The sequence below is a fragment of the Corynebacterium sp. MSK012 genome (genome assembly GCF_030232435.1).
In the GTDB taxonomy this organism is placed as follows: domain Bacteria; phylum Actinomycetota; class Actinomycetes; order Mycobacteriales; family Mycobacteriaceae; genus Corynebacterium; species Corynebacterium jeikeium_D.
Genome location: NZ_JASPJU010000005.1, coordinates 1 through 26,207 on the forward strand (window position 1 = coordinate 1; position 26,207 = coordinate 26,207).

At 58.4% G+C, this 26,207-nt stretch carries 22 protein-coding genes; 9 read left to right on the forward strand and 13 right to left on the reverse strand.

All coding sequences use genetic code 11. The features are described from left to right. Positions 1 to 503: 503 nt before the first annotated feature. Positions 504 to 1,781, reverse strand: a complete 1,278-nt coding sequence (locus QP977_RS04030; protein WP_284847160.1) for an MFS transporter — start codon at positions 1,779 to 1,781, stop codon at positions 504 to 506. A 261-nt stretch (positions 1,782 to 2,042) separates the two neighbouring features. On the opposite strand from QP977_RS04030, the gene QP977_RS04035 reads away from it, so the two are divergent. Continuing rightward, positions 2,043 to 3,611, forward strand: coding sequence for an NYN domain-containing protein (locus QP977_RS04035; protein ID WP_284847161.1), 1,569 nt, complete (start codon positions 2,043 to 2,045; stop codon positions 3,609 to 3,611). Between the two features lie 181 nt (positions 3,612 to 3,792). Here QP977_RS04035 and QP977_RS04040 read toward each other — a convergent pair whose 3' ends face one another. Continuing rightward, positions 3,793 to 4,647: a PspA/IM30 family protein gene (locus QP977_RS04040; protein ID WP_070827207.1), complete on the reverse strand. Its 855-nt coding sequence runs from the start codon at positions 4,645 to 4,647 to the stop codon at positions 3,793 to 3,795. 161 nt (positions 4,648 to 4,808) lie between these two features. Here QP977_RS04040 and QP977_RS04045 point away from each other — a divergent pair, with 161 nt between their 5' ends. Continuing rightward, entirely contained in the window at positions 4,809 to 6,110 is a 1,302-nt protein-coding gene (locus QP977_RS04045) for a serine hydrolase (RefSeq protein WP_070549571.1), read from the forward strand. A 104-nt stretch (positions 6,111 to 6,214) separates the two neighbouring features. Here QP977_RS04045 and trxA read toward each other — a convergent pair whose 3' ends face one another. From trxA to QP977_RS10985, 10 genes are all read right to left on the reverse strand, one after another. Continuing rightward, the gene (trxA, locus tag QP977_RS04050; protein WP_016421700.1) at positions 6,215 to 6,595 is read right to left on the reverse strand and encodes a thioredoxin; all 381 of its coding nucleotides are present in this window, start codon (positions 6,593 to 6,595) and stop codon (positions 6,215 to 6,217) included. Positions 6,596 to 6,737: 142 nt separating this feature from the next. Next, a complete protein-coding gene (locus QP977_RS04055; RefSeq protein WP_016421701.1) occupies positions 6,738 to 7,586 on the reverse strand; it encodes a fumarylacetoacetate hydrolase family protein in 849 nt (282 codons plus the stop codon). 89 nt (positions 7,587 to 7,675) lie between these two features. Next, positions 7,676 to 8,872: an acyltransferase family protein gene (locus QP977_RS04060; RefSeq protein ID WP_070827208.1), complete on the reverse strand. Its 1,197-nt coding sequence runs from the start codon at positions 8,870 to 8,872 to the stop codon at positions 7,676 to 7,678. A 142-nt stretch (positions 8,873 to 9,014) separates the two neighbouring features. Then, positions 9,015 to 10,607: a replicative DNA helicase gene (gene dnaB, locus QP977_RS04065; protein WP_049170075.1), complete on the reverse strand. Its 1,593-nt coding sequence runs from the start codon at positions 10,605 to 10,607 to the stop codon at positions 9,015 to 9,017. A gap of 735 nt (positions 10,608 to 11,342) precedes the next feature. After that, the gene (gene rplI / locus QP977_RS04070; protein WP_005511982.1) at positions 11,343 to 11,795 is read right to left on the reverse strand and encodes a 50S ribosomal protein L9; all 453 of its coding nucleotides are present in this window, start codon (positions 11,793 to 11,795) and stop codon (positions 11,343 to 11,345) included. A gap of 100 nt (positions 11,796 to 11,895) precedes the next feature. Further along, complete coding sequence (locus QP977_RS04075) at positions 11,896 to 12,462, reverse strand: single-stranded DNA-binding protein (RefSeq protein ID WP_070602149.1); 567 nt, start codon at positions 12,460 to 12,462, stop codon at positions 11,896 to 11,898. Between the two features lie 121 nt (positions 12,463 to 12,583). Continuing rightward, positions 12,584 to 12,871 (reverse strand): 30S ribosomal protein S6, encoded by a 288-nt coding sequence (gene rpsF / locus QP977_RS04080; RefSeq protein WP_005511978.1) that lies wholly within the window; start codon positions 12,869 to 12,871, stop codon positions 12,584 to 12,586. 311 nt (positions 12,872 to 13,182) lie between these two features. Next, positions 13,183 to 13,374: a hypothetical protein gene (locus QP977_RS04085; RefSeq protein ID WP_016421704.1), complete on the reverse strand. Its 192-nt coding sequence runs from the start codon at positions 13,372 to 13,374 to the stop codon at positions 13,183 to 13,185. Continuing rightward, positions 13,375 to 15,852 (reverse strand): transglycosylase domain-containing protein, encoded by a 2,478-nt coding sequence (locus QP977_RS04090; RefSeq protein WP_016421705.1) that lies wholly within the window; start codon positions 15,850 to 15,852, stop codon positions 13,375 to 13,377. An 11-nt stretch (positions 15,853 to 15,863) separates the two neighbouring features. Beyond that, positions 15,864 to 16,235 carry a DUF5318 family protein gene (locus tag QP977_RS10985; RefSeq protein ID WP_224786660.1) on the reverse strand — a complete coding sequence of 124 codons (372 nt, stop codon included), beginning with the start codon at positions 16,233 to 16,235 and terminating at the stop codon, positions 15,864 to 15,866. Between the two features lie 272 nt (positions 16,236 to 16,507). Here QP977_RS10985 and QP977_RS04095 point away from each other — a divergent pair, with 272 nt between their 5' ends. The 4 genes from QP977_RS04095 to QP977_RS04110 all read left to right on the forward strand — a co-directional run bounded on the left by QP977_RS04095 (position 16,508) and on the right by QP977_RS04110 (position 20,159). Continuing rightward, on the forward strand, positions 16,508 to 17,593 hold the full coding sequence (locus QP977_RS04095; RefSeq protein ID WP_016421706.1) for an inositol-3-phosphate synthase: 1,086 nt from the start codon (positions 16,508 to 16,510) through the stop codon (positions 17,591 to 17,593). Positions 17,594 to 18,116: 523 nt separating this feature from the next. Next, on the forward strand, positions 18,117 to 18,608 hold the full coding sequence (locus QP977_RS04100; RefSeq protein WP_016421708.1) for a MarR family winged helix-turn-helix transcriptional regulator: 492 nt from the start codon (positions 18,117 to 18,119) through the stop codon (positions 18,606 to 18,608). 158 nt (positions 18,609 to 18,766) lie between these two features. Then, entirely contained in the window at positions 18,767 to 19,699 is a 933-nt protein-coding gene (locus QP977_RS04105; protein ID WP_005511918.1) for a universal stress protein, read from the forward strand. Positions 19,700 to 19,745: 46 nt separating this feature from the next. Then, entirely contained in the window at positions 19,746 to 20,159 is a 414-nt protein-coding gene (locus tag QP977_RS04110; protein WP_049170083.1) for a hypothetical protein, read from the forward strand. A gap of 154 nt (positions 20,160 to 20,313) precedes the next feature. On the opposite strand, the gene leuS is transcribed toward QP977_RS04110, so the two are convergent. Further along, positions 20,314 to 23,232, reverse strand: a complete 2,919-nt coding sequence (gene leuS, locus QP977_RS04115; RefSeq protein ID WP_070827209.1) for a leucine--tRNA ligase — start codon at positions 23,230 to 23,232, stop codon at positions 20,314 to 20,316. A gap of 60 nt (positions 23,233 to 23,292) precedes the next feature. Here leuS and QP977_RS04120 point away from each other — a divergent pair, with 60 nt between their 5' ends. The 3 genes from QP977_RS04120 (at position 23,293) to QP977_RS04130 (ending at position 26,199) form a co-directional block, all read left to right on the forward strand. Next, positions 23,293 to 23,904 carry an SdpI family protein gene (locus QP977_RS04120; RefSeq protein ID WP_070827210.1) on the forward strand — a complete coding sequence of 204 codons (612 nt, stop codon included), beginning with the start codon at positions 23,293 to 23,295 and terminating at the stop codon, positions 23,902 to 23,904. 72 nt (positions 23,905 to 23,976) lie between these two features. Then, positions 23,977 to 24,960, forward strand: coding sequence for a bile acid:sodium symporter family protein (locus QP977_RS04125; RefSeq protein ID WP_049170088.1), 984 nt, complete (start codon positions 23,977 to 23,979; stop codon positions 24,958 to 24,960). A 108-nt stretch (positions 24,961 to 25,068) separates the two neighbouring features. After that, entirely contained in the window at positions 25,069 to 26,199 is a 1,131-nt protein-coding gene (locus QP977_RS04130) for a DUF695 domain-containing protein (RefSeq protein WP_070827211.1), read from the forward strand. The last annotated feature ends 8 nt before the right edge of the window (positions 26,200 to 26,207 follow it).

The window sequence follows — 26,207 nt, forward strand, 5'->3', positions numbered from 1 at the left end:
GAAAAGCACCCAAACAAAGGCGCCGCCACGCAATCCATCACCCGCAAGCACAAAAGGACCCAAAACAAACAAAGGCCCCCGGCACCCACCAGCAACACACACGCGCAAACGACAACCAAACAAGCACTTTCCCAAAAAAGTATTAGTTAGTACATCGGCACACTATTGAGTTCTCACACAACACACACCCACGAAGACAACCACCCCAACCAGGGCAACCACCACGTGAGCAGCGAGAGAAAACATTAACAAACAATTAACCAGAAAGTCAAACCAACGACTCCCAGCGGCTAACCGCACGAAAACATTTCCCCCACATCAACCAACCAAACACATAAACTGCCTGGCCACGCTGACCTCCAAATACATTACACACATGCCCCTATTTAAGCGAATCCGCTGGTAGAACCTGGAAAACGAATCACTTTAGTTAACTCTGTACGCCAGATTTGAGCCTTCCTACGGCTCGGGCGCTACTTTTCAGCAACTCAGCAATCGACCAATTACTTAGTCAGAGCCGCCTTGTCACCTGCGAGTCGTCGCCAAGCAGTGGCAGACGCGACCCCCATCAGCGCACCCGCACCCAGAAACACGCTGCCTGCACCCATCGCGGTAGCACCCAAACCAGCAACCGGCGGCAGGATGACCTGCGCCAAGCGGTTACCCATCAGTCGGATGGATAGCGCCTGAGCGCGCACCTCGGCATCCACCAGGGAGCTCACCCACGTCATTGACATGGGCATGACAAAACCCCACGCCAAGCCACAGATACCAACTGCGACAACCATCAGCCACGCACTCTGTAGCCACGGCATTGCCAAAAGCGGCAGGACACCGGCACAAACTGCAATGATAAGGACTCGATTGCGATTAGCTCGGTGCAAAACAGTCGGCATGAGGGCTCGGGAAATAATCGCGAGGCCACTACGCGCACCAAGGATTACCGTCACCTCGGCAACACTAAAGCCCAGTTCGCGTCCCAGCACCGGCACATATGCCGTCAACAGGTCAATGGCTACGATGACCGCAATTGATACAGCCATGGCGCTGGACATGCCGTCGATACGCAGGATGCTTAAGACCGATGCGCCACTGGCTTCGGCCTGCGCCGGTCGCCTCTCCTCCATCCGGCTGCGGTCGCTAACAGTCGACGCCGGAGAATACTCAGTTGAGCTAGCAGCTTGCACTTCGGCGGCTGCATTCGCTTCGTGCCGTCGATAAGCAGTTGCGACCGGCCAGCCGATGACCAGGGCGATCGCACCGATTCCCGTCATCGCCCAGAGCGCGGAAGTGGTGGCGGTCATGGCGCTGCCGTCGTGGTTGGGAGTGAGCAGACCCGCACCGACGATGCCGAGGAACTGCCCGACAGAGATTCCAAGCGTGAAGTATGCAAAGAGGCTATCAAGCCCGGCGACGCCGCCACGCAGGTGCGAAACCATGCCTTGAGCGGCGATGAGCGTGGTCATGTGGGCAAAACCCAGGGCCACGTAGCCGAGCAGAAGAATAGGTAGGTTCGGCGAGAGCGCCATTACTGCCGCAGCGATGACGGTGGCGACGAGACCGGAGTACATGACTTCGGTGGCACGATGGCTGTCGACAAGCTTGCCGGCGGGAAGCGCAATAATAAGAGGTACAAGTGAAAATGCGGCAGTGAACCAACCGACGGTGGCGGCGGAACCGCCAAAATCGAGGACTCGCCAAGAAAGCAGCACGCGACCGCCGTTGAAAACCGCTTGCCCCAACACAGTAATGAGAACCAATAGGCCGAACCAGCGTCTCATACCTGTTTGCAACTCCCCTTCTCCTGTGTGGTCGCACTCTTCGCGGGGTGATTTCTTTGCACGTCAATACCTAAATTGATCGGTGTTTTCTCGTCGGCTCGCACTTCTGCCAACCCGCGAAGAACGGTCAAAGCAATGCGGCTTATTAAGAATAGTCCCTGAAGTTAAACATGTTTAGCGCATAGAATGAATTATTCGGGCATCCTTGTCGATGTAACCGGTTTGCTTATTTAGTTAATAAAGAATCAGGAATTAGGAGCCATGCTTGAACGCACATTGGTGTTCGTCGATACGTCATATTTACTGGCGAGCTTTTACAACTCGTGGGAAACCGGAGCCCGCGGGCAATTAGAAATCGACCTTAGAGAAGTAGTTAGTGTCCTTGACCGAATGATTAACCAGCAGCTGAACCAGCCAGTTCAGCGGCAACTTTGGTACGACGGCATCCCGGAGTCGGGGCCGCATCGTTACCAGCGCTCACTGCGCACGATTGATGGTGTGCAGCTGCGCGCAGGTCAGCTCATTGAATGGGGTGACCGACGGACGCAGAAGGCCGTCGATACGCGACTCGTCGCAGACATGGTTGTCGCCGGCCTACGCAACCAAGTTTCCGATATCGTGCTGGTCTCGGGCGATGCGGACATGCTGCCCGGCGTCGCTGAGGCTTCGGCCGCCGGTGTGCGCGTGCATCTCTACGGCTTCGGCTGGGACTCTATGTCCGGTGCACTTCGCCATGCCTGCGATTCGACGACAATCCTCGATCCCCGCGAGGACTTCGCCGACGCCATGCAGCTCAATGTCCTCGAGGGTCCAATCCCACCGGTCGTCCGCACGAATAAGCCGCTGGGCGATGCCGAACCAATCGAAGATCTCGGCGCCACCTGCGTACCGGATACGCGCATCACTCCTCCAGGTGAGGGCTCGCTTGACGACGGCACGGAGAACACTCCCTCCGCCGCCGACGGTGACGTTGCTTCGCCGGAGGCCGGCACTCCGGAGGTTCCGCAGGACCAGCGCGTTGTGCCATCCCCCACGGCTGACAGCGATTCCGACTGTCGTAGCGAAGACAATGCCGCAGCCACGCCGACGGCCAAGGCCGACTCGCCGAAGTTCAACGAGGTCGAGCACGCGGCCAAGATGGGTGCCCGGGAAATCCCGGCGCAGGCTGAGCACCGCGCTGAGGTAGAGCGCACCGGCGGTTTGGAAGCTACACAGGTGGATTCCGCTGCTTCGGGCGTTTCGGCTGACTCGCCAACGCAGCCAGCGCAGCCAGCACAGCCTTCTCCAGCGGCCATGCCCGGCGCGACAGTCAACACTGGCAGTGGGGCTGGTAACGACACTGCGAACAACACCGGAGCCGAGAATGCAGGCGCGTCTGCCCCCGATTCCGCGTCGTCGACTGCAGTTGGCAGTGGGGGGTCGGCGACGGAGCCGTCGACAAGCGAAGACGGTGCCAACACGAGTACGCCGAAACCAAGCCCGCGGCCGAATCCTTCGATGATGGCGCCAAGGAGGAAGCTGCGTAGTCGATACGTGCCCCTGCCGAACGAGGTGTGGGCATCCGCGGGTTTTCAGACGCCGTTCGATGTGGGACAGCAGTACGCGAACTGGTGGTACGAGAATATTGCGAACGAGCAGGCGCGCGATAGTGCCCACTTGCTCTCTGGTGGTGGGCTGCCACCGGACATTGATCGTCCGCTGCTGCAGTTTGCGTGCGAAACCCTGCACGAATACACGCTGACGGAGACGCAGCGCGTCAATCTGCGCGATGGTTTCCACGCCGGTATCCGCGGAGTGCTGCTCGCGCGGAAGAACGGCGAATTGGAGTAATAGCGCGCCTCACGGATTCGGCAGTTTCGGTGGCTTCAGCACTGCTGGCGCTACTGTCGCTGCTGGCGCTGCTGGTGCGAGAAAGTGTCGGGGTTTATGTCAGTTTAGGGTGGTTTTTCCCGCTCAAACTGACATAAACCCCGACACTTTCTTGTTGACGATTGTTGGCAACTGGTGAACGCTACTTCGCTTCGTCTGCGTCCGTTGTGGTGTCCTCAACGGCCTCAACGGACTCGGCGGACTCGGCGGACTCGGCGGACTCCAGCTCGCCGGCGTTATCCTTCGCGGCAGAACCGGATTCGAGAGCAGCGTTTTCATTATTCATCTGGGCACGAATTTCGGCCAGACGCATGTCTGCAGCGGCATCGCGAGTCGAAGTCTCGATCTCAGCCATGCGACCTGCCTGTGAGGATTCCGCGAGCTCCTGAGCGCCCAACGCATTGGCGTAGCGGCCTTCAATCTTCTCACGGACCGAATCCAAAGTCGGCACATTCGGATCCTCGGAAATACCCTGCATGCTCTGGAGAGTCTTCGACGCGGTCTCTTGCATCTTGGCCTGATCCGCCTGCGACTCCAGCTTGCGGATATCCTGCTTAATCTGCTCGTAGCGAGCCTGCGACTGCTGCGCCTGACGCTGTGCCTCCTCAGCAGCAGATACGGCCTGCTGGTGGAGCTGCGTAGTATTTTCCAGCTCCTTTTCAACATTCACCAGCTGAGTGGCAAACACCTCAGCAGTGCTTTCCATCTTCTGTGCAGTGGCCTCATCGCCCTTGGCACGAGCTTGATCCGCATTGGCGAGTGCCTGCCGGGTGTTCTCGGTAATCTTGTCACGCTCAGAGGTCAACCGCCCCAGCTGCATTTCCAGCTGATTGCGGTTGCCGATGATAGCCGCAGCCTGACGCTGAATCTCCTGATGGCGCTGACGCTCGGCCTCAGCTGCCTGTGCAATCTGAACCTTAGGATCCGCATTGTCCTCGATCTTCTTATCGAACGAAGACATCATGTACTTCCAGCCCTTGGCAAATGGATTAGCCATGCAAATCCAACCTTCCTCAACATATGCGGAATAACTAATCGGAACCGAGAAGATTCCATCTCTTAAAAAATTGTACGTGAGCTAGCTCGCTCTCTCTCGGCAAACGGAAAGAGCTGGTTACCGACAAGCAAGACTCCCCCAGAGTTGTAAACTCTCTAAACATGGTTCATTGCCCTCAACGCACGTACCGCGGACTGGCCGCGAGTCTCGCCGCGGTAATTACTCTGTCAGCAACTGCGCCGCTGGCTAACGCGACAGTCACCGCAACTGCTGACTCCACCGATACCGGTGCATTTTCGCAGGTAGTCGTAGCAGCTCCATCGTCAACGGAGCCGGCTAAGCCCTCCGACGCAAAAACCAAGAAGACCACCGAAAAGCCAACTGAAAAGGCTCCCGAGAAGAGCACAGGGCGAACCGCAGAGAAGTCGGCGGAACAGTCGGCTGAGAAGTCGACCGAGAAAACCTCTTCACCGACATCGGAAACGTCCTCGACGGAGCCGTCGGAAAGCACTGTGAAAAGTGAGCCGAAGGAGTTTCCCCCACTTGTGCCAGGGGCGAAGACCCAGTGGGGCCTTGGCGTGCAAACTCGTCTCGACGAAGTGACTGAGAAGTTCGACGCTAAGGGCGGCATGCTCGGCATGGGCATTCTGGATCGCCAGACCGGTGAGTTCATCTGCAACTCACACTGTGATGATGTTTTTCGCCTCGCCAGCCTGATGAAGGTATTCGTCGCCGACGTTGTGGCCTATTCCAACTACACGCAGCCGAAGAAGGGCGAGATTGTCGCTGGCCAGGGTGATATGCCGGTTGAGGGCAACCCCGACGCCATGCTGCGCGACGACATGATTCGATACTCCAACAACGAAGCAACTGACGAGCTGTGGGATTCCTACGGCGGTGTACGCATCGTTGACAATGTCCGACAGCGCTACGGCCTCTCGGATAAGACTGTCGGCTCACCTATGTGGGGAGCCACCACCAGTACGCCAGCCGACATGGTTGCCTACTTTGACCGGATGCTGAGCGAAGAAGGCGGGCTGAGCGACACGGAGACCAAATACATGCGTCAGCTGATGTACTCACTGCCGCGCTACTCCTACGGCGATGCAGACCAGAACTTCGGTCTGCGTGCAGCGCTACCGAAGGAAACGATTGCCAACAAGTCCGGTTGGTACGAAGAGCAGCACACCACTGCCGGATTCCTTGGCGACGATGACCGTTACGCTATCGCGGTTCTGGGCAAAAACCTGACCGCCAACGAACTCACCGAAGCTGTCAAGCACGTGTTCCCAGACGGGCAGGTTCTGCCAACAGGTGAGAAGGAGACAAAGCACGCCCGCACCAGCGCACCACTGTCGATTGAGGAGGACTCAAACAAAGTCGCTCCAGCCCTGTGGGCGCTAGTAGCAGCACTCGCTGGCTTTGGTATTGGCTGGCTCATTCGTGGCCAGCGCGCGGACTAGATACAAAAAGCCCCCGCGCGCTTGAGGGCTAGTTCAGGCGCGGGGGCTTACGCGGAAGTGCTCCAAGTCGGAAAACGCACAGTACGCTGGCTGAACCGCAGAGTTTACTCGGTAGCGCTATCCTGTGCAGCCTGCTCGGCAATCTGCGCACGGACATCATCCATGTTCAGCTCCGAAGCCTGGCCAACCAGATCGCTCAGGGCGGCCTCCGGCAGCACACCAGAGTGCTGGAACAGCAGGATTCCCTCGCGGAAAACAAACAGCGTCGGAATCGACTGAATGCCCAGGGCGGCCGAAACCTCCTGGTTGGCATCGGTGTCAAGCTTTGCGAACACTACCTCTGAGTGCTTCTCGGAAGCCTTCTCATAAATCGGGGCGAACTGGCGGCACGGACCGCACCAGGATGCCCAGGCATCAACGAGCACAATGTCGTTGTTCTGAATGGTCTCGGCGAAAGTCTCGTTCGTAATATCAACAGTTGCCATGGGTCTAACTCCTCTTACTCTTTAACGTCGTGTTCTAACTTCACGTTCTTTACGTAGGTTTTTACCCGTTAGTCTCCCACAACGCACGCGGGGGTCGTTTCATTCCCGCCGGGTTCGCGGGAACGTCGTAAAGCGGCGCGTGCTAGTGGTTGATGCGGACAGTGTTGGCCTGTTTACCCAGGCCATCGATGGTGATGACCATTTCCTGACCATCCTGAAGGTAGGTCTGCGGGCTCATGCCGTGGCCAACACCCGCCGGCGTTCCCGTGGAGATGACATCGCCCGGGTTCAGCTGCACGAACTGTGAGATGTAGGCGATCAACTTCGCCGGGGAGAAAACAAGGTCCGCAATCGGTGCATCCTGGCGCAGCTCTCCGTCGACGTATGTGCGCACCCGCGCGGAGTCCGCATCGAAAGCATCGGCCGTGAGCATCCACGGCCCGAAAGCACTGGCGCGCTGCAACGTCTTCCCCTGTAGCCACTGCGCGGTAGCGTACTGGAAATCGCGCTGAGTGAAGTCATTCATAATCGCGTACCCAGCGATAGCGTCCTGTGCCTGCTCCTCCGACACCCGCAGGCAGGTCTCGCCGACGATAACCGCGAGCTCGCCTTCGTAATCGAGCTTCTCCGCGCAGGCCTCCGGCACTCGGATATCATCCTTCGCACCGGCGACGGCATCGGCAAACTTCGCAAATAACGTTGGCACCTCGGGGCGCTGGTGCCCCATCTCGTCGATGTGCGCGGCATAGTTCAAGCCGACGCAGACGATTTTGCCCGGCCGCGTAATCAGCGGTGCGAACGCCCACGCGCTCTCCGCCATGACGTTGTCAGGGTTGTTCCCCGCCTCCGCCAAGAGTTCTTCCGCTTCACGACGCCACGTTGGCCGCGCTAACACATCTCCGAGACAGTGGTCATCAAAAAGGACCGCTACGCCGTCGCCGAGAACAGCGGCGCGGGTTGCACCCTGGTATCGCAACGTTGCTAGACGCATGGCTTTCTCATTTCTTCATGGCTATTCTCTGTGTCACTTCTGCCGCCTGATCGGCTCCCGGTTCCACGCTACCGCCTTGTTGAGCTGAATTAGGAAGCAGGTTCGCTCTTAGGCTGCCGCGGAGCCTCGCCTTCAGGCAGGGAAGAAGGATTCTGACTGCGCTGAAGGGCACGCTGCCCCGGCGTAGTCATGCGCACTACCCACGCAGGACGGACAAAGAGCCACCCGGCACCGATGGCAAGCAGCAACCTGTGCAGACCAAGACACAGCATCGCCGCAATGATAGTCACCAGCGGCGTCATGATGACCAAATGTGGGTCCTTCGGCAGAATGAGGTCACAAATAATCATGACCACAACCAACATTGGAATGTGCATGAGGAAGATAGGCAGCGTTCGGCCGCCAACCTTTTCAAAGGGCACAACTAGGCGAGTGTTCTGCAGCATCGCCATAATATTGATTGCAGCCAGTGCGCCAGTGGTGGACAGGTACACGCGGGTGAAGCCGACGTTGCCTTCGTTAAAGCTCGAGTAGGTCGCCTGCACCCAGATCGCCACCGACAGGAACGCCGTCAGCGTCACTAGCAGTGAGAGGCCGCTGCGACGCTGTGCCATCCGGAAAACCCAGGGCGCACCGTACATGCCCAGCACGTAGAAGAACAGCATCTTGGTGACAAAGTCCCACGACCAGCTGGACGAGGCAAAAGGTGCCCATGCACTAATGAGGCCTGTAACGATGAGCTGAATCACCGGATGTACCCAGCGAAATGCTCGTGTGAGAATTGCGAACAGCGCCAGCGCCCACAGGAACCAAAGGTAGGAAGTTGGTTCGATGATCGCGTGAAGCGTGTTGTAAATTCGCGGCCCCCACGCGCTGTGGTCCGTGATCGGCGGCGGAGATACTATGCCATCGGCATCCACGTGCGTATACGGCATGAGGAAAAGCACGAAGTCACGCAGTGGAACCCAAATCACGTAGAGATAGACCATCACCCAGATTCGGCGATTGGCTAACTTATGCCACGACTCCTTAAGTGCCTTGCCGGCGAACAGCCCAGATAGCAGGAAAAACAGCGGCATACGGATTGGTCCGAGGAAGAAGTTAATCCCCGCCCACTGCGCCGTGTAGTAACCGTGCGCTTGCAGCTCTGTGATGGCATGGCCAAGCACAACTAAAAGAATGCACAGCCCCTTAGCCGCATCTACCCAACCGACGCGCTGTTTCGGCGCACTCTTCTGCCTTTTCGCTTTGGCCTCCGCTGCCACGGGAGCGGCAGTTGGTGACATAGTGCTTCCCCGCTTCCCGACGACTCCGCGTAACCCTCAAAACCTTCAAAACCATCAACGCACGAAAACTCGCCCTATTGACTGTCACTCACCTTACCTAGCCACCCGGATTGCACTAATTCTGGGTGGCTAGGCCAGGCACCTAGAGAGAACCGCTGGGCTCCTCCGCCAGGTTGGCGAACCTGGAGTAATGCAGCTGGTGGGCCACAGCAATGCTTCCGGTCGGTCCACCACGGTGCTTTGCGACGATAATATCCGCCTCACCAGCACGTTCATGGTCAGCCTCCTGCGAGTCCGGCCGGTAAATCAGCATGACGATATCGGCATCCTGCTCCAGCGAACCCGACTCACGCAGGTCCGAGACCTGTGGCTTCTTATCTGTGCGAGCTTCCGGACCACGATTCAGCTGCGAAATTGCAATCAGCGGTACCTCGAGCTCCTTCGCCAACAACTTGAGCTGACGGGAGAACTCCGAGACCTCTTGCTGCCTGGACTCGACTTTTTTACCCGAGCTCATCAGCTGCAGGTAGTCGACCACGATCATCTTCAGATCGTGCTTCTGCTTCAGCTGACGTGCCTTCGCGCGAATTTCCATCATGGTCAGGTTCGGCGAGTCATCAATAAACAGCGGAGCATCACGAATCTTGTCGCCGACCTCGACCAGCTTTGTCCAGTCCCGCTCATCCAGGTCACCGGAGCGCAAAGATGCCATGTTGATCTTCGCCTCTGCGGACATGATGCGCATCATGATTTCGTTGCGCGACATTTCCAACGAGAAAATTGCGCTGGTCATGCCGTTGCGAATCGAGGCCGAACGCATGAAGTCCATTGCAAGCGTGGACTTACCCACACCCGGACGGGCCGCAATAATCACCATCTGACCTGGGTGAAGGCCATTTGTCAGCTTGTCCAGGTTGGTAATCCCCGTCGGCACACCCTGCGCCAGACCGCCGTTTTGGGTAATAAGATCCAGTTCCTCCAGCGTGTCATCCAGGACATCGGCGATGGGAACGTAGTCATTCTTCGTGTTCTCACGTCCAACGCTGAAAATGAGCTGCTGCGCCTCATCCACCAGCTGCTCCGGCTCCGTGTCCTCCGCGCCCGCATAGCCAATCTGGGCGATTTTCGTGCCGGCCTCTACCAGGCGACGGATTGTCGCCTTCTCCGCAACAATGCGGGCATAGAACTGCGCATTCGCCGCCGTTGGCACCAGGGAGGCCAAGGTGTGCAGGTACAGCGGACCACCGATGCGCTCCAGGTCTCCAGTTCGATCCAGACGACCTGCCAGCAAAATGGGGTCAATTTCCGAGGACTCACCGTAGAGGTGCAAAATCGCCGAGTAAATCGTCTGGTGCGCTGGCCGGTAGAAATCCTCCGGCGTCAGCTGCTCGTACACATCCGCAACGACCTCTGAGTTCAGCAGCATCGCGCCGAGCACACTCTGCTCCGCCTCGATATTGTGCGGCGGGGTGCGCTCAAAAGTCGCGCCCGCGACCGCACTCGCACGAGCGCCACGACCACGGTCTCGCTCCCAGTCCCGCGCCCCAGATCCGCTTGCCGACGATCCGTTGCCCGAGCTCTGCGAGAAGGAATACTCCTCCGGTGGCGCATCCTCTACCGGCGGTTCCGGGGGCAGCGGAACGTCATCGAAGGAATCATCGTGGGAATTTACCGAGTAGGAGGACGCCTCGTCCCCTGCTCCGGAATGACCACCATCACCTACAGGCTGACTCATCGTGAGCAGCTCCTCCCCTTCTGGACCACTTAGGTGCCTTTTCAACCCTGTTGCTGACTGACCGTCACACTCAATATGTCTGTTCCGACCGCCAGCAGTGGACACCTGACTACCTACCGCAGTTATACCTGTTCGAGCGGATTGATGGACCTGTAAAAGTACCCTTGGAGTCCCCAGAAAACAATCTTCTACGGTGTTTATCCCCGAAGTTATCCACAGCACCTGTGGATAAGCCTGGGGAGAACATGTGCACAATCAAGAAAAGTCCAGGTGAACGGTCCGTAACCCTAAACCGCCGCTTGAATGTTAACGGGGGTAGCGGAGTTTCAATCCGAAAATATTCTATCTACGCAGGTCAGTGCGTATTTGCCTTAATCCTGCACAAATGTAATCCTCTGCTACCCCTTTAGCATCGATGCTGCTCATGCGGAGATTATTAACGATGAATTAATAAAAATCTCGCGCTCTCCAGAAAAGTTATCCACGGCAGCCAGGCAAGTTACCCACAGGTCTATCCACAGCAATCGTCGTTAGCCTGTGGACAAGTCGTAGACGCTCTTTCCAGCACCTGCGTAAAAGGCTTTAAACCAGCCTTAAACCACGAAAAGCCCCGACCTTTCACTACGAAAGATCAGAGCTTCACGTGTGCTGTTGTCATTGGGCCTCAGAGCCCGCGCAGTCTTTAAACGCGGTGCTCGTCAGCCGCCGTCAAAGTAAAAACTCTAAACCGCGAACTTACGCGGCGACGACCTGTACGGAAACATGCGCGGTAATCTGCGGGTGCAGCGCGATGTCAACGGTGTGCTTACCAAGGGACTTGATCTGGCTCGGAGCAAGCACGACTGCGCGCTTGTCGATAGCCTGACCGGAAGCCTTACGAACTGCATCGGCGATGTCACCCTTGGTGACAGAACCGAACAGCTTGCCATTTTCCGAAGCCTTCACAGCAACGGAGACATTGTCGAGCGAATCAATCTTCTGCTTGACTTCACGTGCATGGTCGAGGTCGCGGATAGCGCGAGCCTCCTGGGCACGACGAATGCCCTCGATCTGCTTTTCTGCGCCGCGGGTGGCAACAATTGCCAGTCCGCGAGGAAGCAGGTAGTTACGTCCGTAGCCGGCCTTGACCTCAACGATGTCGCCTGCGACACCGAGCTTGTCAACGTCGGCGGTGAGGATCAGCTTCATGATCCCTGCCTTTCGCTGGATATGTCTTTAAAAGATTATGAGAATTGTGGATGCTGAATCTGCTGCAAACTAGTCACGTAGTGCCGTGGCTGGAAGGAGTTTAGAACGGAGGCTCATCGCCGCCGAAGCTGCCACCGGCCGGAGGAGCTGAGTTCCACGGATCTTCCGCAGGAGCTCCGCCACCAAAACCGCGATCGCTCTGTCCACCCTGGTTGCCCTGGTTTCCACCAAAGCCACCGCCGAAACCACCACCGGCATTTCCACCCTGGCCGCGGTTACCGCCGCCAAAGTTTCCACCGCCGTTGCGTGGAGTGCGCGTAACCTGAGCTCGAGCGAACTTCAGGGACGGACCCACCTCATCGACCTCAACCTCAAAGACGGTACGACGCTCGCCCTCGCGGGTCTCGTAGCTGCGCTGGCGCAGACGACCCTGGACGATGACGCGCATGCCCTTGGAGAGACTTTCGACAGCGTTCTCCGCTGCCTCACGCCACAGGCTGCAGGTGAGGAACATGCCCTCGCCGTCAACCCACTGGCCATCTCGGTACACCCGCGGAGTCGACGCGACGCGGAAATTCGCCACGGCGGTGCCGTTCTGGGTGTACTTAAGCTCCGGGTCAGCAACCAAGTTGCCAACCACCGTGATTTGTACGTCTCCCTGAGCCATGCTTCTTCTCCTCGGTTGTATTCTGTCGAGCTGATGATGGGGCTTTCGCCCGCTATCCTACGGCTTTCGCATTACCGGTGTGCCCCATTCGAGCACTCTGGCTACGCAAATATGACGCAGATTAACGATCAACCCGCAGCACCTTGGTGCGCAGGATGCTGTCGTTCAGATTCAGACGACGGTCGAGTTCCAGCACGGTTGCGGACTCGCAGGTGAGGTCAACGACAACGTAGATGCCGTCTTCCTTCTTCTCGATCGGGTAGGCGAGGTGGCGCTTACCCCAGATGTCCACCTTCTCCACCTTGCCGTTCTCCTTGCGGACAACGTCAAGGTACTTCTCCAGGGACGGGCCTACGGTGCGCTCATCCTGAGACGGATCGATAATAATCATTACTTCGTAGTGACGCACGGACCTCATCACCTCCTATGGTCTAGTTCTTGTATTTCGGCTACACAGCGTGGTGCGCTGGCACTGTCTTTCATGCCAACCGCTATGCAGCAGGAGGATCGTTGCGTCAAGCAACCCTGCCAGGGTACCGCAGGCAGAGGTATATGTCCTAATCGCAGGCGCCATCGGCAAGCAGTACTGGCAAGCGGTGTCAGGGCGCCGAATAGAAAGAGACGCACACAGAGCTACTGCGTGCGCCTCTTTGAATTGTGAAGTTGTCGCGTGCTTGGTGGGCAGTTAACGCTCTAGCAACTGACTACCTGGCCTGCGTCCTACATTGATGTCGAGGAAGCATGTGCCAACGCAATAATCACCGGAATGACTGTCGCGAATAGGAAAGCTGCCAGGCACAGAGCCCAAATGATTGCCGGTTTCCACTTCTGCATGAAGCCCCAAAAGGCCGTGCCGAACATCAGGAAGCCAATCGCGACGCAGACGATGGTGAAAATCACCCACGTGTCCACTTACTGTCCACCTCCAGGGTTACCGGGGTCTCCGCCGCCTTCATTGCCACCGCCGAAACCACCGCCTCCCGGAATCGGGATGGGCAGTAGGTCAGCGATTCCGCCGCCACCGCCTCCGCCATCGCCACCCGGAACCGGAAGCGGTGCAGGCTGCTCCTCGGAGGACTCAGAGGTCGACTCCTCGGCCGACTCCTCTTCTGTGGTCTCCGGGGCATAGCCCTGGTCATAGCCAGAGTCAGAGGTCGACGGCGCCTGGTACTGCGGCGCACCTGCGACACCACCGATTGGCTCCGGCTTGGTGAAGTACTCAAAGTCCTCGTTAGACAGTGCGTTATCCATGGTGTACTTCCACAGATCGCCCGGGGTTTGCGAGCCGTACATGATGCCACCATAGGAGTTGTAGAGCGCCGAACCATCGACGTTGCCAACCCACACTGCAGTCGACAGCTGCGGTGTCGAACCGATCATCCACGCATCCTTGTTCTGGCCGGTGTCACCCAACTGCGTAGTACCGGTCTTGGCGGCCGACGGGCGACCACCACTCAAGGGCTTGTTGCTGTAACCGGCAATAGGCTCCATGGCCGATATCATATTGGTGGCCACTGCCTTGGAAACTCGACGGTCGCCCTTGTCAGCGTTGGACTCGTAAACAATCTCGCCCTTGGAGTTTTCGACCTTCTCTACGAAGTGAGTCTGCTGATAGACGCCATCGTTAGTCAGGGTAGCCAGACCAACGGCCATATCCAGCGGACGTGAGAGGTACTGACCCAGGGCGATACCGTCCTGCGAGTGACCGTTGTCGTCCATCAGAGTCTTTTCAATACCCGGGATGGACTCAGCCACGCCCAGACGATGAGCCATTTTGGCGGTGTCATCCGGACCATTCTTCAGGTCGCGCTGCAGGCGAATAAACGGGGTGTTCAGCGACTGCTTCAGGGACTCATAAAGCGGAAGCACGCCACCGCCGGCACCGCCGTCGTTGTGCAGAGTGACGTTACCGGACTGCACAGGTGCCGAAGAGTACTGCGCGGTCAGTGGAATACCTTGATCGAGAGCTGCTGCCAGCGCAAAAATCTTGAAAGTAGAGCCGGTCTGCAGACCGCTGTTTGCGTAGTCCCAACCAGTCGGATCGTCGCCACCGTAGTAGGCGCGGACAGCACCGGTCTTCGGCTCCACCGAAACGATGGCGGCACGCAAACCCGTTGACTGATCGACGTAGTTTTCCATCGCATCCAGGGCAGCCTGCTGCACCGTCGGGTCAATGGTCGTCGTAATACGTAGACCGCCAGTGTTGACCTCCTGCTCGGAGATACCTTCGCGCTCCAACTCAGCCAGAACCTGATTCTTAATCATGGCAGCCGGGCCGGGCTCCGGAGCCTGCTTCGGCGCCAACGCCGGATCGATGGTCTCCGGGTACTGCATTCCCGCGCGGTCCTGCGGCGAGACGATGTTCATCTCCACCAGGCCATCGAGGACGTAGTTCCAACGCTGCTCAGCCTCCGGGCGGTTAGTCCACGGATCCAGTGCAGATGGACGCTGAATCGAGGCTGCCAGCACAGCACCCTCTTCGGCATTCAGCTCACCGACTTCCTTACCGAAGTAGGCCTTCGACGCTGCCGCGATACCGTATGCGTTACGACCAAAGTAAATCGTGTTGAGGTAGGCCTCAAGGATTTCGTCCTTAGTCCACTCCCGCGCCATCTTCGCCGACATGACCAGTTCCTTGGCCTTACGGGTCAGCGTGCGCTCATTGCCCACCACAGCATTCTTGACGTACTGCTGCGTAATGGTCGAGCCGCCACCGGCACTGGAATTACCAGTCACGACTCCCAGAGCCGCACGGGCATAACCAGTCAAGGAAAAACCCGGGTTGGTATAGAAATCACGATCCTCAGCTGCCAGCACTGCATTGCGTACAGCATCCGGCACCTTGTCGATAGTGATGTTGCTTCGGTTACCGCCCTCGGGGACGATGCGCGTGATTTCCTTTTCACCACTGCGGTCATAAATCACCGCAATCTGGCTATTGGCCAACTCCTCTGGCTCCGGCACGTCCGTTGTCGCATAAGCAACACCGAACACAACTACCGGCAACAGCACGACCAGCGCCACGGCTAGACCGAGCCACGCTAAAATTCGCCGCTTATTATCAGTCGGCTGTTCTTCTTGCGCCATCGAGCTTTCCTCTTCATGGTCATCTGGTTCATGGTCATCTGGGGCGTACTGCCCCTTCTCCGGGTCCGGCTCGCTTGCCGACGTCATCTCTGAATCGGTAGCCAGACCCTCGTCACTGCCACCGACCGAAACAGCATCAATGCTGTCGCTGGAATCGTCGTCAAGCGATGCGTCATCGGAGCGTGCGTGCGTATTGAAGGAATCAGCATCCGGCTGATCCCACCACTCGCCTGATGAATTAGAACCCTGGCCCTCGTGAGGGCTGTTAGGACCGCCTGGGCTATCGGGTCGATCATTGCTCACGGGTGCTCTCCCTAGTTTTCTGACTCTTCTCGAGCTGCCTGAAGTGTCCGGGTCAGGAAACTCCACTTGCAGTCGGGGCACACCTCAACTTCTTTGACGGTGCACGAACCATATTCATTAACTATTGCGGATAATTCATTTTCAGTACAAGCAGAGCCGGAACGACGGCCCAAGTTTTCTCCGAACACCCAGAATACGAGTCGGAGATGGAATTTGCGACATACTGGGCACTCTTCCTGGGACTTTCTGCCGTGAAAACGCGCGGCAGCGACCAGCCGAGCATCGGCATCACAGAGTGATTTCCGTGAAATCTCCCCTACACGCCACTGCTCCAATAACTGCTTCTTGAGCAAGGAGTGATCAATCTCGCCCTGCCATGTCATCACGAAGACAGATTAGCAGGCTCGTGCGGGCTGGTTTCACCCCCGCTTTATCGGTAAACACATGCCCCCTCACGGTTCGGGCATCGGCAAAAAACGCATAAAGGTATAACGTCACGCTCGTTACCTCAATGCGCGCGCCCACTCACGGCCGCACCGCTGGCGCAAGGTCCTGGTGCGGGGTTCTGATGCTAGGTCTTGATGCGAGTTCCCGGTGTGAGTTCCCGGCGCGAGGTCAAAGCCTCCGAGCACATAGTTTCAAGGAGAATTACTAAATGAGTTCAATTCGCGTCGCTATCGTCGGCGTCGGCAACTGCGCCTCTTCCCTGGTGCAGGGTGTCGAGTTCTACCGCGATGCAAAGCCCGATGAGACCATTCCTGGCCTCATGCACGTCGTCTTCGGCGACTACCACGTCTCCGATGTCGAGTTCGTCGCAGCTTTCGACGTTGACGACAAGAAGGTCGGCAAGGACCTCTCCGAGGCCATTGTTTCCTCCGAAAACTGCACCATCAAGATTGCCGATGTCCCGACTCTCGGCGTTGAGGTTCAGCGCGGCCCGACCCTGGACGGCGTTGGCAAGTACTACGCGGACACCATCGACGAATCCCCGGCTGAACCGGTCGACGTAGTTCAGGCGCTGAAGGACGCCAAGGTCGATGTCCTGGTCTCCTACCTGCCGGTCGGTTCCGAGCAGGCCGACAAGTTCTACGCACAGTGTGCCATTGACGCTGGTGTGGCCTTCGTCAACGCCCTGCCGGTCTTCATCGCATCCGACCCGGAGTGGGCCAAGAAGTTCGAAGACGCGGGCGTTCCGATTGTCGGCGACGATATCAAGAGCCAGGTCGGCGCAACCATCACCCACCGCGTCATGGCCAAGCTGTTTGAAGACCGCGGTGTTCGCCTCGAGCGCACCCTGCAGCTCAACGTCGGCGGCAACATGGACTTCAAGAACATGCTCGAGCGCGACCGCCTCGAGTCCAAGAAGATCTCCAAGACCCAGGCTGTCACCTCCAACCTCACCGGTCCGCTGGCCGGCAAGATCGATGACCGCAACGTCCACATCGGCCCGTCGGACTGGGTGGACTGGCTGGATGACCGCAAGTGGGCCTACGTCCGACTCGAGGGCAAGGCCTTCGGCGAGGTGCCGCTGAACCTTGAGTACAAGCTCGAGGTCTGGGACTCCCCGAACTCCGCCGGCATCATCATCGATGCTGTTCGCGCGGCCAAAATCGCCAAGGATCGCGGCATCGGCGGCCCGGTTTACGCCGCTTCTTCCTACCTGATGAAGTCCCCGCCGAAGCAGCTTGCCGACGATGTTGCGCGAGCACAGCTCGAAGCATTCATCAAGGGCGAAGACTAAAAGGTACAAGCACTCAAAAGTACAAGCGAGCAGCTCCGAGAGCATGTGCCTTGAAAAGTGCCAGCCGGTTACCCATGCGGTAGCCGCTGGCGCTTTTGTGCTTCTCTAGCCTCCCCGCGCCCTCCCACGCTCTTCTCGTCCTCCTCGCCCTACTCGCTGCTGCGCCCATCTCGTCCCCGCCATGGATGCGTGCGCTGCAGTCGTCGTAAAGCTGACAGCAATACACCCGCGAGGATGAATCTGCGAGATATATCACAAGCCAAAAGGGTTCGCGAAAGTAGCCGTATGGCTACCTCCAACCCAACGTTCTAAGTACAGAAGAAGTGACACTTTAGGGGGTTTCTGCCAGCACCGAAAAACCTTATACGCAGATATGTTTAATGCCTTGTACTGGGGTTTTAGATGATTGGTGGAAGATTCCTGGTGATTTCATTGCCGAAATCACCAGTTGTAGAAAAATAAATAGCACCCCAAATAAATTTCGTATTGGCAACTAGCACTGTTCGCATATAACATCGTCGCTATGACATTATCTTCGGGCTCGATTGGCAATCCTGATGCCGTTACTCCTCTGTCGCTCGCTAAGCGCATTCGCCCTCTCCTGACTCGCGCTGAGCTGCTCTACAGCCGCCGCTCCTCGGAGTCCCAGCTCAGTCGCGCGCAGCTGTCCATCATGATGACCCTGGAGGCACTGGGCGCCTGCCGTATCAGCCAGTTGGCTGAGGCCGAGGCCATCCGCATGCCCACCGCCTCCAACGCCGTGCACCACTTGGAGGTCGCCGGCATGGTGGAGCGCGTCCGCGACAGCAAAGACCGCCGTGGCGTCCGCGTTGAACTGACCGACCGTGGCCGTGAAGAGCTGCACCGCGTTTCTGAAGAGCGCAATCAGCAGATGGCTGAGATGTTCAGCACGCTGACCCAGGAAGAGCTGGAGTTTGGCGCTGGTCTTGAGACGATTCTGTCCAAGATCCTCGAAAACTACCCGGAGCACCCAAAGACAAACCCAAGCGTCTAGTCTCTTTTCCAGCTAGCCCTGCCACCTTTAAGCCCACAGGCAGGATACATAGCTTTTACACTTCCTCGGTGCCGTTTTAAATATGCCCGCCTATCCACGTAGGCTATTACCCAGAAGCACCACTTGGATATTTCTGAGTAATCACAGGAGGATTAGCGATGGCTTCCCGCCCGCTTCGTATCATGATTGCGTGGCGTCCAGGCGAGTACGGCACCGAAACGCTTGCTTACGCCGCTTGGTTAGCTCGCACCACGAAGGTGCAGATTCGCGTTGTCAGCGCACTGTCGCGTGGCTGGCCGCTGACCTCACTGGCTCGGTTGAGCACCAATGACTCCTGGGTTTCCCACGAAACCGAGTCTCTTGAAAAAATCATCAAGGATGAGCTAAAGCTCGCTGGCCTGCGCAAGGGCATGCTTGACGACGATGCCGTACGGATCATCGAATCCTCCAGCGAATCCACAACTATCTGCAACGAAGCCGAAGAATTCGAAGCCGATGTGGTTCTGCTTGGCACCCGCCGAAGCAATACCAAGGACTGGGCCGCCAAGAACCGCAGTCGCTTTACTGCGGGATCAACCTCGGATGCGCTGCTGCATTACTCACCAATCCCGCTGGGATTGGCGATTCCCGGCGCGAAGCTTTCTAAACACGGTGTGACCCGTGTCAGCATTTGCTACATTGACACCCCACAGTCGCACCACGCATTGAATAAGGCTGCTGACCTGGCATATCGCTGGGAAGTTCCCCTGCGTTTGGTCTCATTTACGCCGCGTGGTGCGACCATGTACCCGACGGAGAACGGCTACGGCCCCTCCTCTGACCTGATGATTGAGTGGCGCGAGCAGGCTATGGGCCTGCTCGACCGCGGTATCGACCGCGCGCATACCCGTTACCCAGACCTTTCCATTGATGCGGAAGTAGCCTCCGGCAACGGTTGGGAAGAGGCCATTCAGTCCATCAAGTGGAAAAAGGGAGACTTGCTCGTTTTGGGTTCGTCTACTCTTGGCCCATTCGGGCGAATTTTCATCGGCTCGTCGACTAACCACATCGTTCGCCACAGCCCAGTGCCAATGCTGATTACTCCGGCCTAGTATGGCAGGCACATCAGACGGCATTTAGAGGCGAGGGGAGCAGAAGGTGGATAATTCATCGGAACGCAGTACACCAGAGCGCAATGAGGATGAAATCTTCGACGAGCTTGAGCGCAAGATGTATTCCGGCAAGCGTGCCTACATCTACACCGCGGGTGTGATTCTTACGACGCTGCTCGCGGGCCTCATTATTGGCATCGCCGGCGCCATTGTCGGTGGCCCCACCTGTGATGCGGGTAAGTCCAGCTTCCTCTGCTCCCGCACTTGGGAGATCCTTTTCCCCGTTGTCCCGGGCGTAATCTCCCTGGTCGGCTGCCTTTTGGGCTTCTGGCAGACCTACGTGGAGTGGAAGAACTTCCGCAACTGGCGCGCGTGGCTCGCTATGTGCTGGGTGCTCATGCCCTTCACTTTGATGTGGATGCTCTCCACATTCGGCGTCCTGATTCTGGGCGTTAAGTAGGGGTAAGAGGCGGCCAGCCTCGGAGCCACCCCTTGAGGCTTTTGCGAGAAAGTCTCAAGCGAGAAAGTGTCTGGGTTTATGTCAAATTTGAGCCGATTTTAGGCTTCAAACTGACATAAACCCAGACACTTTCTTGTAGGCATTAGCCTCCCGGCTACTTCTTCACAACTAGATTGACCATCTTGCCCGGAACGACAATGACCTTCACGATATTGCCACCGGCGTTCTCCACAGCTGCGACAACCTTTTCGTCGGCACGCGCGGCGGCCTCGATGTCCTCGCGGGAAGCATCGGTAGCCACGTCAATGCGAGCGCGAACCTTGCCGTTGATCTGAACTGGCAGCTCAACGGTGTCGTCGACCAGCCACTTTTCGTCAACTGCCGGCCACGGACCGTGTGCCAGGGACTCGGTGTGGCCGAGACGGCTCCACAGTTCCTCCGCGATGTGCGGTGCCACAGGGCCAAGCATGAGGGCCAGCGGTTCCACGGCGGCGCGCGGGGCACCGGTCGAACCGTAGGTCTTAGTCAGGTAGTTGACGTACTCAATGAGCTTTGCGACGGCCGTGTTGTCACGCAGCTCTGCGTAGTCAGAGGTAACCCCTTCCACGGTGCGGTTGAGCGCCTTGAGGTCGTCGTCGGAAAGCGCTGCGTCCGTGACGGCGAGCTCCCCGGAGTCCTCATTGACCACCAGGCGCCAAGCGCGCTGGAGGAAGCGCTGCGAGCCGACCAGATCCTTCGTCGCCCACGGGCGGGAAGTGTCCAGCGGACCCATGGCCATCTCGTAGACGCGCAGGGTGTCGGCGCCGTAGTTGTCGCAGACCTCGTCGGGGGAGACAGCGTTCTTCAGGGACTTGCCCATCTTGCCGTACTCCTGGAAAACTTCCAGGTCAGAGCCGTCTTCGGCGCCGCCTGGGATGAGGAACTTATCATCGCGCTCAACAACCTGATCGGCCGGCTGGTAGACACCACGGGCATCGGTGTAGGCGTAAGCCTGGATGTAGCCCTGGTTGAACAGACGGCGGTACGGCTCCTTGGAGGTCACGTAGCCGAGGTCGAAGAGGACCTTGTGCCAGAAGCGGGAGTAGAGCAGGTGCAGCACTGCGTGCTCGACGCCACCGACGTAGAGGTCGACGCCGCCTGGGTCGTCCTTACCGTGAGTCTCCGGGCGAGGGCCGGTCCAGTAGCGCTCGTTTTCCAGGTCAACGAACTCCTCAGCGTTGTTCGGGTCGATGTAGCGCAGCTGGTACCAGGAGGAACCTGCCCAGTTCGGCATGACGTTGGTGTCACGGCGGTACTTCTTCTTGCCATCGCCGAGATCGAGCTCGACATTGACCCAGTCAGTGGCCTTGTCCAGAGGAGCCTTTGGCTCGGTGTCGGCGTCGTCCGGGTCGAAGGTGACCGGCTTGTAGTCCTCGACCTCTGGCAGCTCGACCGGAAGCATGGACTCGGGCAGCGCGTGGGCGTGACCGTCCTCGTCGTAGACGATGGGGAAGGGCTCGCCCCAGTAGCGCTGGCGGGCGAACAGCCAGTCGCGCAGCTTGTACTGGACCTTCTCGTGACCAGCACCTTCCTTCTCCAACCACTCAATGACGGTGGCGATGGCGGTGTCCTTGTCCAGGCCATTGATGTCCAGGCCGGAATCATTGGCGGAGTTCACGCACGTACCGTTACCGACGTACGCCTCCTTTGCAATGTCACCACCTGCGACGACCTCGCGGATTGGCAGACCGAAGGCAGTGGCGAACTCGTAGTCGCGCTCATCGTGGGCCGGGACAGCCATGATGGCACCGGTGCCGTAGCCAATCAGGACGTAGTCGGAAATGAATACCGGCACCTGCTCACCGCTCACCGGGTTGGTGGCGTAAGCGCCCAGGAAGACACCGGTCTTTTCCTTGTTCTCCTGGCGTTCCAGGTCGGACTTGGAGGCAATTGCGGCGCGGTAAGCGGCGACGGCCTCGGCTGGGGTTTCCTTGCCGAAGGTCCAGCGCTCATCCACGCCCTCGTAGGAACCGCTGCCGGCTTCGACCAGCTGATCCACCAGCTCGTGCTCAGGAGCAAGCACCATGTAGGAGGCTCCGAAGAGAGTGTCCGGGCGAGTGGTGAAGACCCTGATCTTGGTGGAGACCTTCGGGCCGACCTCGGCTGTGAAGTCGACCTCGGCACCGCGGGAGCGGCCGATCCAGTTGCGCTGCATGGACTTGACCTTGTCCGGCCAGTCCAGCAGCTCCAGGTCGTCGACCAGGCGGTCAGCGTATGCGGTGATGCGCATCATCCACTGGCCCAGCCGCTTGCGGAACACCGGGAAGTTACCGCGCTCCGAACGGCCCTCGGCGGTCACTTCTTCGTTGGACAGCACAGTGCCGAGGCCCGGACACCAGTTGACCATCGAATTCGACTGGTAAACCAGACGGAACTCATCCACGGCTTCGCGCTGCTCGGTCTCGCTGAGCTCAGCGTAGACGCGACCGTCCTTGGTAGCCATCTCGCCCGACTCCAAGAGTGGAATCAGCTCATCGATGCGACGGGCCTTCTTCTGATCCTCATCGAACCAGGCGTTGTAAATCTGCAGGAAAATCCACTGCGTCCACTTGTAGTAGTCCTGGTCAGTGGTCGCGAAAACACGGCGGCGGTCATGGCCAAGTCCCAGGCGGCCCAGCTGTCGCTCCATGTTGGCGATATTCGTTTCCGTCGTCACGCGCGGGTGCGTACCGGTCTGGATTGCGAACTGCTCCGCCGGCAAGCCGAAGGCGTCGTAGCCCAGGGTGTGCAGCACGTTTGCGCCCTGCATGCGGTGGAAGCGCGCGAAGACGTCGGTGGCGATGTATCCCAGCGGGTGGCCTACGTGCAGACCGACACCGGACGGGTACGGGAACATGTCCTGGACGAAAAGCTTGTCCTTCGGCGGAGTCGAGCCGTCGGCAGCTGCCAAATCGCCCACCGGGTTGGGGGCGTAGAAGGTGCCGTTATCTTTCCAATACGCCTGCCACTTTCCCTCTAGCTGAGTCGCCAGCTCGGGGGAGTAGCGGTAGTCGGTGGCTTCTGCCGAGGACGAGGACTTTTCGCTGTTGGTCATGGTCTCACAGTCTAATAGGTGCGTTTGGCACGTGCTCAACCACCTATATAAATTGGAAGCATGATTGTCATCCCTGTAATTACCCTGGTTCTGGCTGTTTGCATAGCCGTTGTCGCTGGTTTGGCATGGTCGGCGAAGCTACCGGGTAATAACTGGATCGGAATTCGTGCGCCTGAGGCTCGAAAGTCCCAGGAAAACTGGGATATTACGCACCGCGTTGCCGGCCCGCCGTGGGCTGTGTCCGCTGTCGCTTTCCTCGGTGCCACCATGCTCGGCTTCCTCGCCATCCGCCCGGAGGCCTCTGGTTGGATGTGGCTGTGGTACGCCGTCGCTCTGCTCGCCGGTATCGCCATGCTCGGCATTGGTGCGGCTATCGGCTCGCACACCATCGCGCTTTACGACGCCAAGGTCTCCGCCGAGTCCGGCTCCGGTTGTGGGTGCGGTGACGGTGACAGCGGCTGTGGCTGTGGCTCCGCCGCCACTGATGCCACCGACACTGCGGCTGATGATGCCTGCTGCTCCGACAACCCGGCAGCAGACTGCGGTGTCTCCGGTGGCTGCAGCTCCTGTGGTCTGGAAGGGTTGTGCACGGACAAGGGCTCATCCGCGAATGTCACTTTCAAGCCTGTGGACAAGGATGCGCTGCGCAAGGCAGCTGAGCAGAAGAAGTAAAAAAATTATTGCAGAGAAAAGCTTCTGCAAAACAGTAAGACAACATCTGGTTGCCCACTAAACTGTTTGTCCATGTGGCAACGAATTGTGAATTGGCGTCCAGATCCCCTCATCGTCGGTATCGTTGCTGCAGCGATACTGGCGATTATTTTTCCTGCAAGCGGCACTACCGCTGAGGTTTTCAGCTGGGCCACAAAGATCGCCATTGGCTTCTTGTTCTTCCTCTATGGCGCGCGCCTGAGCCCGCAGGATGCGTTGGCCGGTGTTAAGCATTGGCGGCTGCACATAACCATTCTGGCTTTCACATTCGTGCTGTTCCCAATCCTCGGCCTGCTCATGAAACCCCTGGATTGGATTCTCTCGCCTGGCCTCTACCTGGGCATTTTGTACATGACACTGGCACCGTCGACGGTGCAGTCGAGTGTGAACTTCACCTCCATCGCCAAGGGCAATGTCGCCGGCGCAATCGTCAGTGCCTCGGCATCTAACCTGCTGGGCATTGTGGTCACACCGGTGCTGGTGATGCTGTTGATGGCCACCGGTGGCGGCGTTCATGTGGATTCGTCGGTGTTCTTGGATATTTCGCTGCAGTTGCTGCTGCCATTCGCAATCGGCCAGCTCACTCGCCGTTGGACCCTGAAGTTTGCCGCCGCGAAGACGACTAAGAACGTTGACCGCCTATCTATCGCAATGGTCGTTTACGCAGCCTTCTCCCAGGGCATGGTGCAGGGCATCTGGTCGAAGGTGCCGGCAGGGGACATTGTCATCCTGTGTGTGCTTTCGGTCGTGCTGGTGGAATTCGTTTTGCGGTTGTCCGGATTCATCGCAAATAAGATGGGCTTCGACCGCAAGGACCGCATTGCGATTCAGTTCTGCGGTTCGAAGAAGTCCCTGGCCACCGGTCTGCCCATGGCTGCCGTTATCTTCGGTGCCGATGCCAGCCTCTACATTTTGCCGCTGATGATTTTCCACCAGATTCAGCTGATGATCTGTGCGGTCTACGCCGCTCGCTGGGGCAAGGAAGCAGAAGCTGAGCCGGAGCCACAACCCGCTTAACGCGGTCTAGCGCATGGACCCGAGGAGCGAATCCGGCTTGGCACATATACTGGGGCGCACAACATATGGTTCGGTTTTAAACGAGCAAACGAAAGTGTGAGATTCAGCATGGCTAACGAGAATCCGGCTCCGTTCTCCCCGGAACAGCGCGCCGCAGAAGAGACCGCAATCAACGAGTTCTGGTCGTGGTGGAACTCTTTTTGCGCCGATGCGCTCGACTCGATGTTTAGTGTCCAGCTCGGTATCGATGGTGCTCCGAACGCCGCCGATGTGGACATTATTGATGTCCAGAAGGAGGTCGGCGGCCGCATCGCCGCTATTAATGACCGGCTCATCTGGGGGTTTGAGGCTGGCGCTCCGTATTCTCGCCACCTTCTGACTGTTAGCGCTGCGGGTGACCCTGAGCTGCGTCCGGTCGCTCGCCGTTGGCTGGAGGCCGCGCCTGACGACGGCGCGGTGTGGTCTTTCACCGACCTCCGTCAGGCGGATCCGGCGATGAAGCTGTCGCTGGGGGATGTCGCGGCCACGTTGGTTGCACAGGGTGCTCTCGAGGCCGATGCTCCGGCCGAGGTCGATCCGGCAGACGCCCGCGTGGCTGTTAGCAGTGGTCATGGGGCAGTGGACGTTCGCCTATTCCACCCGCTGTTCCCGGCAATTGCTCAGTTGGAGGACGGTGAGCGCTTGGTAGCTCAGCTCGGTTTCACGCTGCTGCAGCTGGCTCTGGGGGAGGAGGACTTCGGCCTATGGCTACGCGGTTTTGCCTTCGCCGGCGAGGAGCCGGAAGGTGCGATCCCGCTACCGGAGCTGGGCGGTGTCGTCGAGAAGCTCGCGGAAGAGTGCCCCGAGTGGCTCACCATTGATGCCGAAGCCAACGGCCAGCCGCTCGTCGTCGCCACCCGCGCTCCGATTACGCAGCTGGTGAGCCCGACTATGACGCAGCATGTGCTGATTCAGCTCATGCTCGGCAATATTGACGACAAGGGCTTGCCGACGGACGAATCGAAGGAATCCCTCTCCGAGTTCAATACCGCTGCCGCTGAAGCCATCGCTGAGGACAAGGGTATTTTTGTTGCAACTGAGCAATCCGATGGCATGGCTCTGATGCACTTCTTTATTGACCCGGCATCTGATGCGGAGGCGGGTCTGCAAGCTGTTGCGGAGACGTGGACCGAGGGAGAGCATGTCATCGATACCGCTTACGATCCAGCTTGGCAGCGCGTCGGTCACCTGCGCGTGTAGATTGGTTT

Coding starts and splice junctions, on each gene's coding strand:
- QP977_RS04030 (WP_284847160.1), bottom strand. CDS start 1,781: ATGAGACGCTGGTTCGGCCTATTGGTTCTCATTACTGTGTTGGGGCAA.
- QP977_RS04035 (WP_284847161.1), top strand. CDS start 2,043: ATGCTTGAACGCACATTGGTGTTCGTCGATACGTCATATTTACTGGCG.
- QP977_RS04040 (WP_070827207.1), bottom strand. CDS start 4,647: ATGGCTAATCCATTTGCCAAGGGCTGGAAGTACATGATGTCTTCGTTC.
- QP977_RS04045 (WP_070549571.1), top strand. CDS start 4,809: ATGGTTCATTGCCCTCAACGCACGTACCGCGGACTGGCCGCGAGTCTC.
- trxA (WP_016421700.1), bottom strand. CDS start 6,595: ATGGCAACTGTTGATATTACGAACGAGACTTTCGCCGAGACCATTCAG.
- QP977_RS04055 (WP_016421701.1), bottom strand. CDS start 7,586: ATGCGTCTAGCAACGTTGCGATACCAGGGTGCAACCCGCGCCGCTGTT.
- QP977_RS04060 (WP_070827208.1), bottom strand. CDS start 8,872: ATGTCACCAACTGCCGCTCCCGTGGCAGCGGAGGCCAAAGCGAAAAGG.
- dnaB (WP_049170075.1), bottom strand. CDS start 10,607: ATGAGTCAGCCTGTAGGTGATGGTGGTCATTCCGGAGCAGGGGACGAG.
- rplI (WP_005511982.1), bottom strand. CDS start 11,795: ATGAAGCTGATCCTCACCGCCGACGTTGACAAGCTCGGTGTCGCAGGC.
- QP977_RS04075 (WP_070602149.1), bottom strand. CDS start 12,462: ATGGCTCAGGGAGACGTACAAATCACGGTGGTTGGCAACTTGGTTGCT.
- QP977_RS10985 (WP_224786660.1), bottom strand. CDS start 16,235: ATGACATGGCAGGGCGAGATTGATCACTCCTTGCTCAAGAAGCAGTTA.
- QP977_RS04095 (WP_016421706.1), top strand. CDS start 16,508: ATGAGTTCAATTCGCGTCGCTATCGTCGGCGTCGGCAACTGCGCCTCT.
- QP977_RS04100 (WP_016421708.1), top strand. CDS start 18,117: ATGACATTATCTTCGGGCTCGATTGGCAATCCTGATGCCGTTACTCCT.
- QP977_RS04105 (WP_005511918.1), top strand. CDS start 18,767: ATGGCTTCCCGCCCGCTTCGTATCATGATTGCGTGGCGTCCAGGCGAG.
- leuS (WP_070827209.1), bottom strand. CDS start 23,232: ATGACCAACAGCGAAAAGTCCTCGTCCTCGGCAGAAGCCACCGACTAC.
- QP977_RS04120 (WP_070827210.1), top strand. CDS start 23,293: ATGATTGTCATCCCTGTAATTACCCTGGTTCTGGCTGTTTGCATAGCC.
- QP977_RS04125 (WP_049170088.1), top strand. CDS start 23,977: ATGTGGCAACGAATTGTGAATTGGCGTCCAGATCCCCTCATCGTCGGT.
- QP977_RS04130 (WP_070827211.1), top strand. CDS start 25,069: ATGGCTAACGAGAATCCGGCTCCGTTCTCCCCGGAACAGCGCGCCGCA.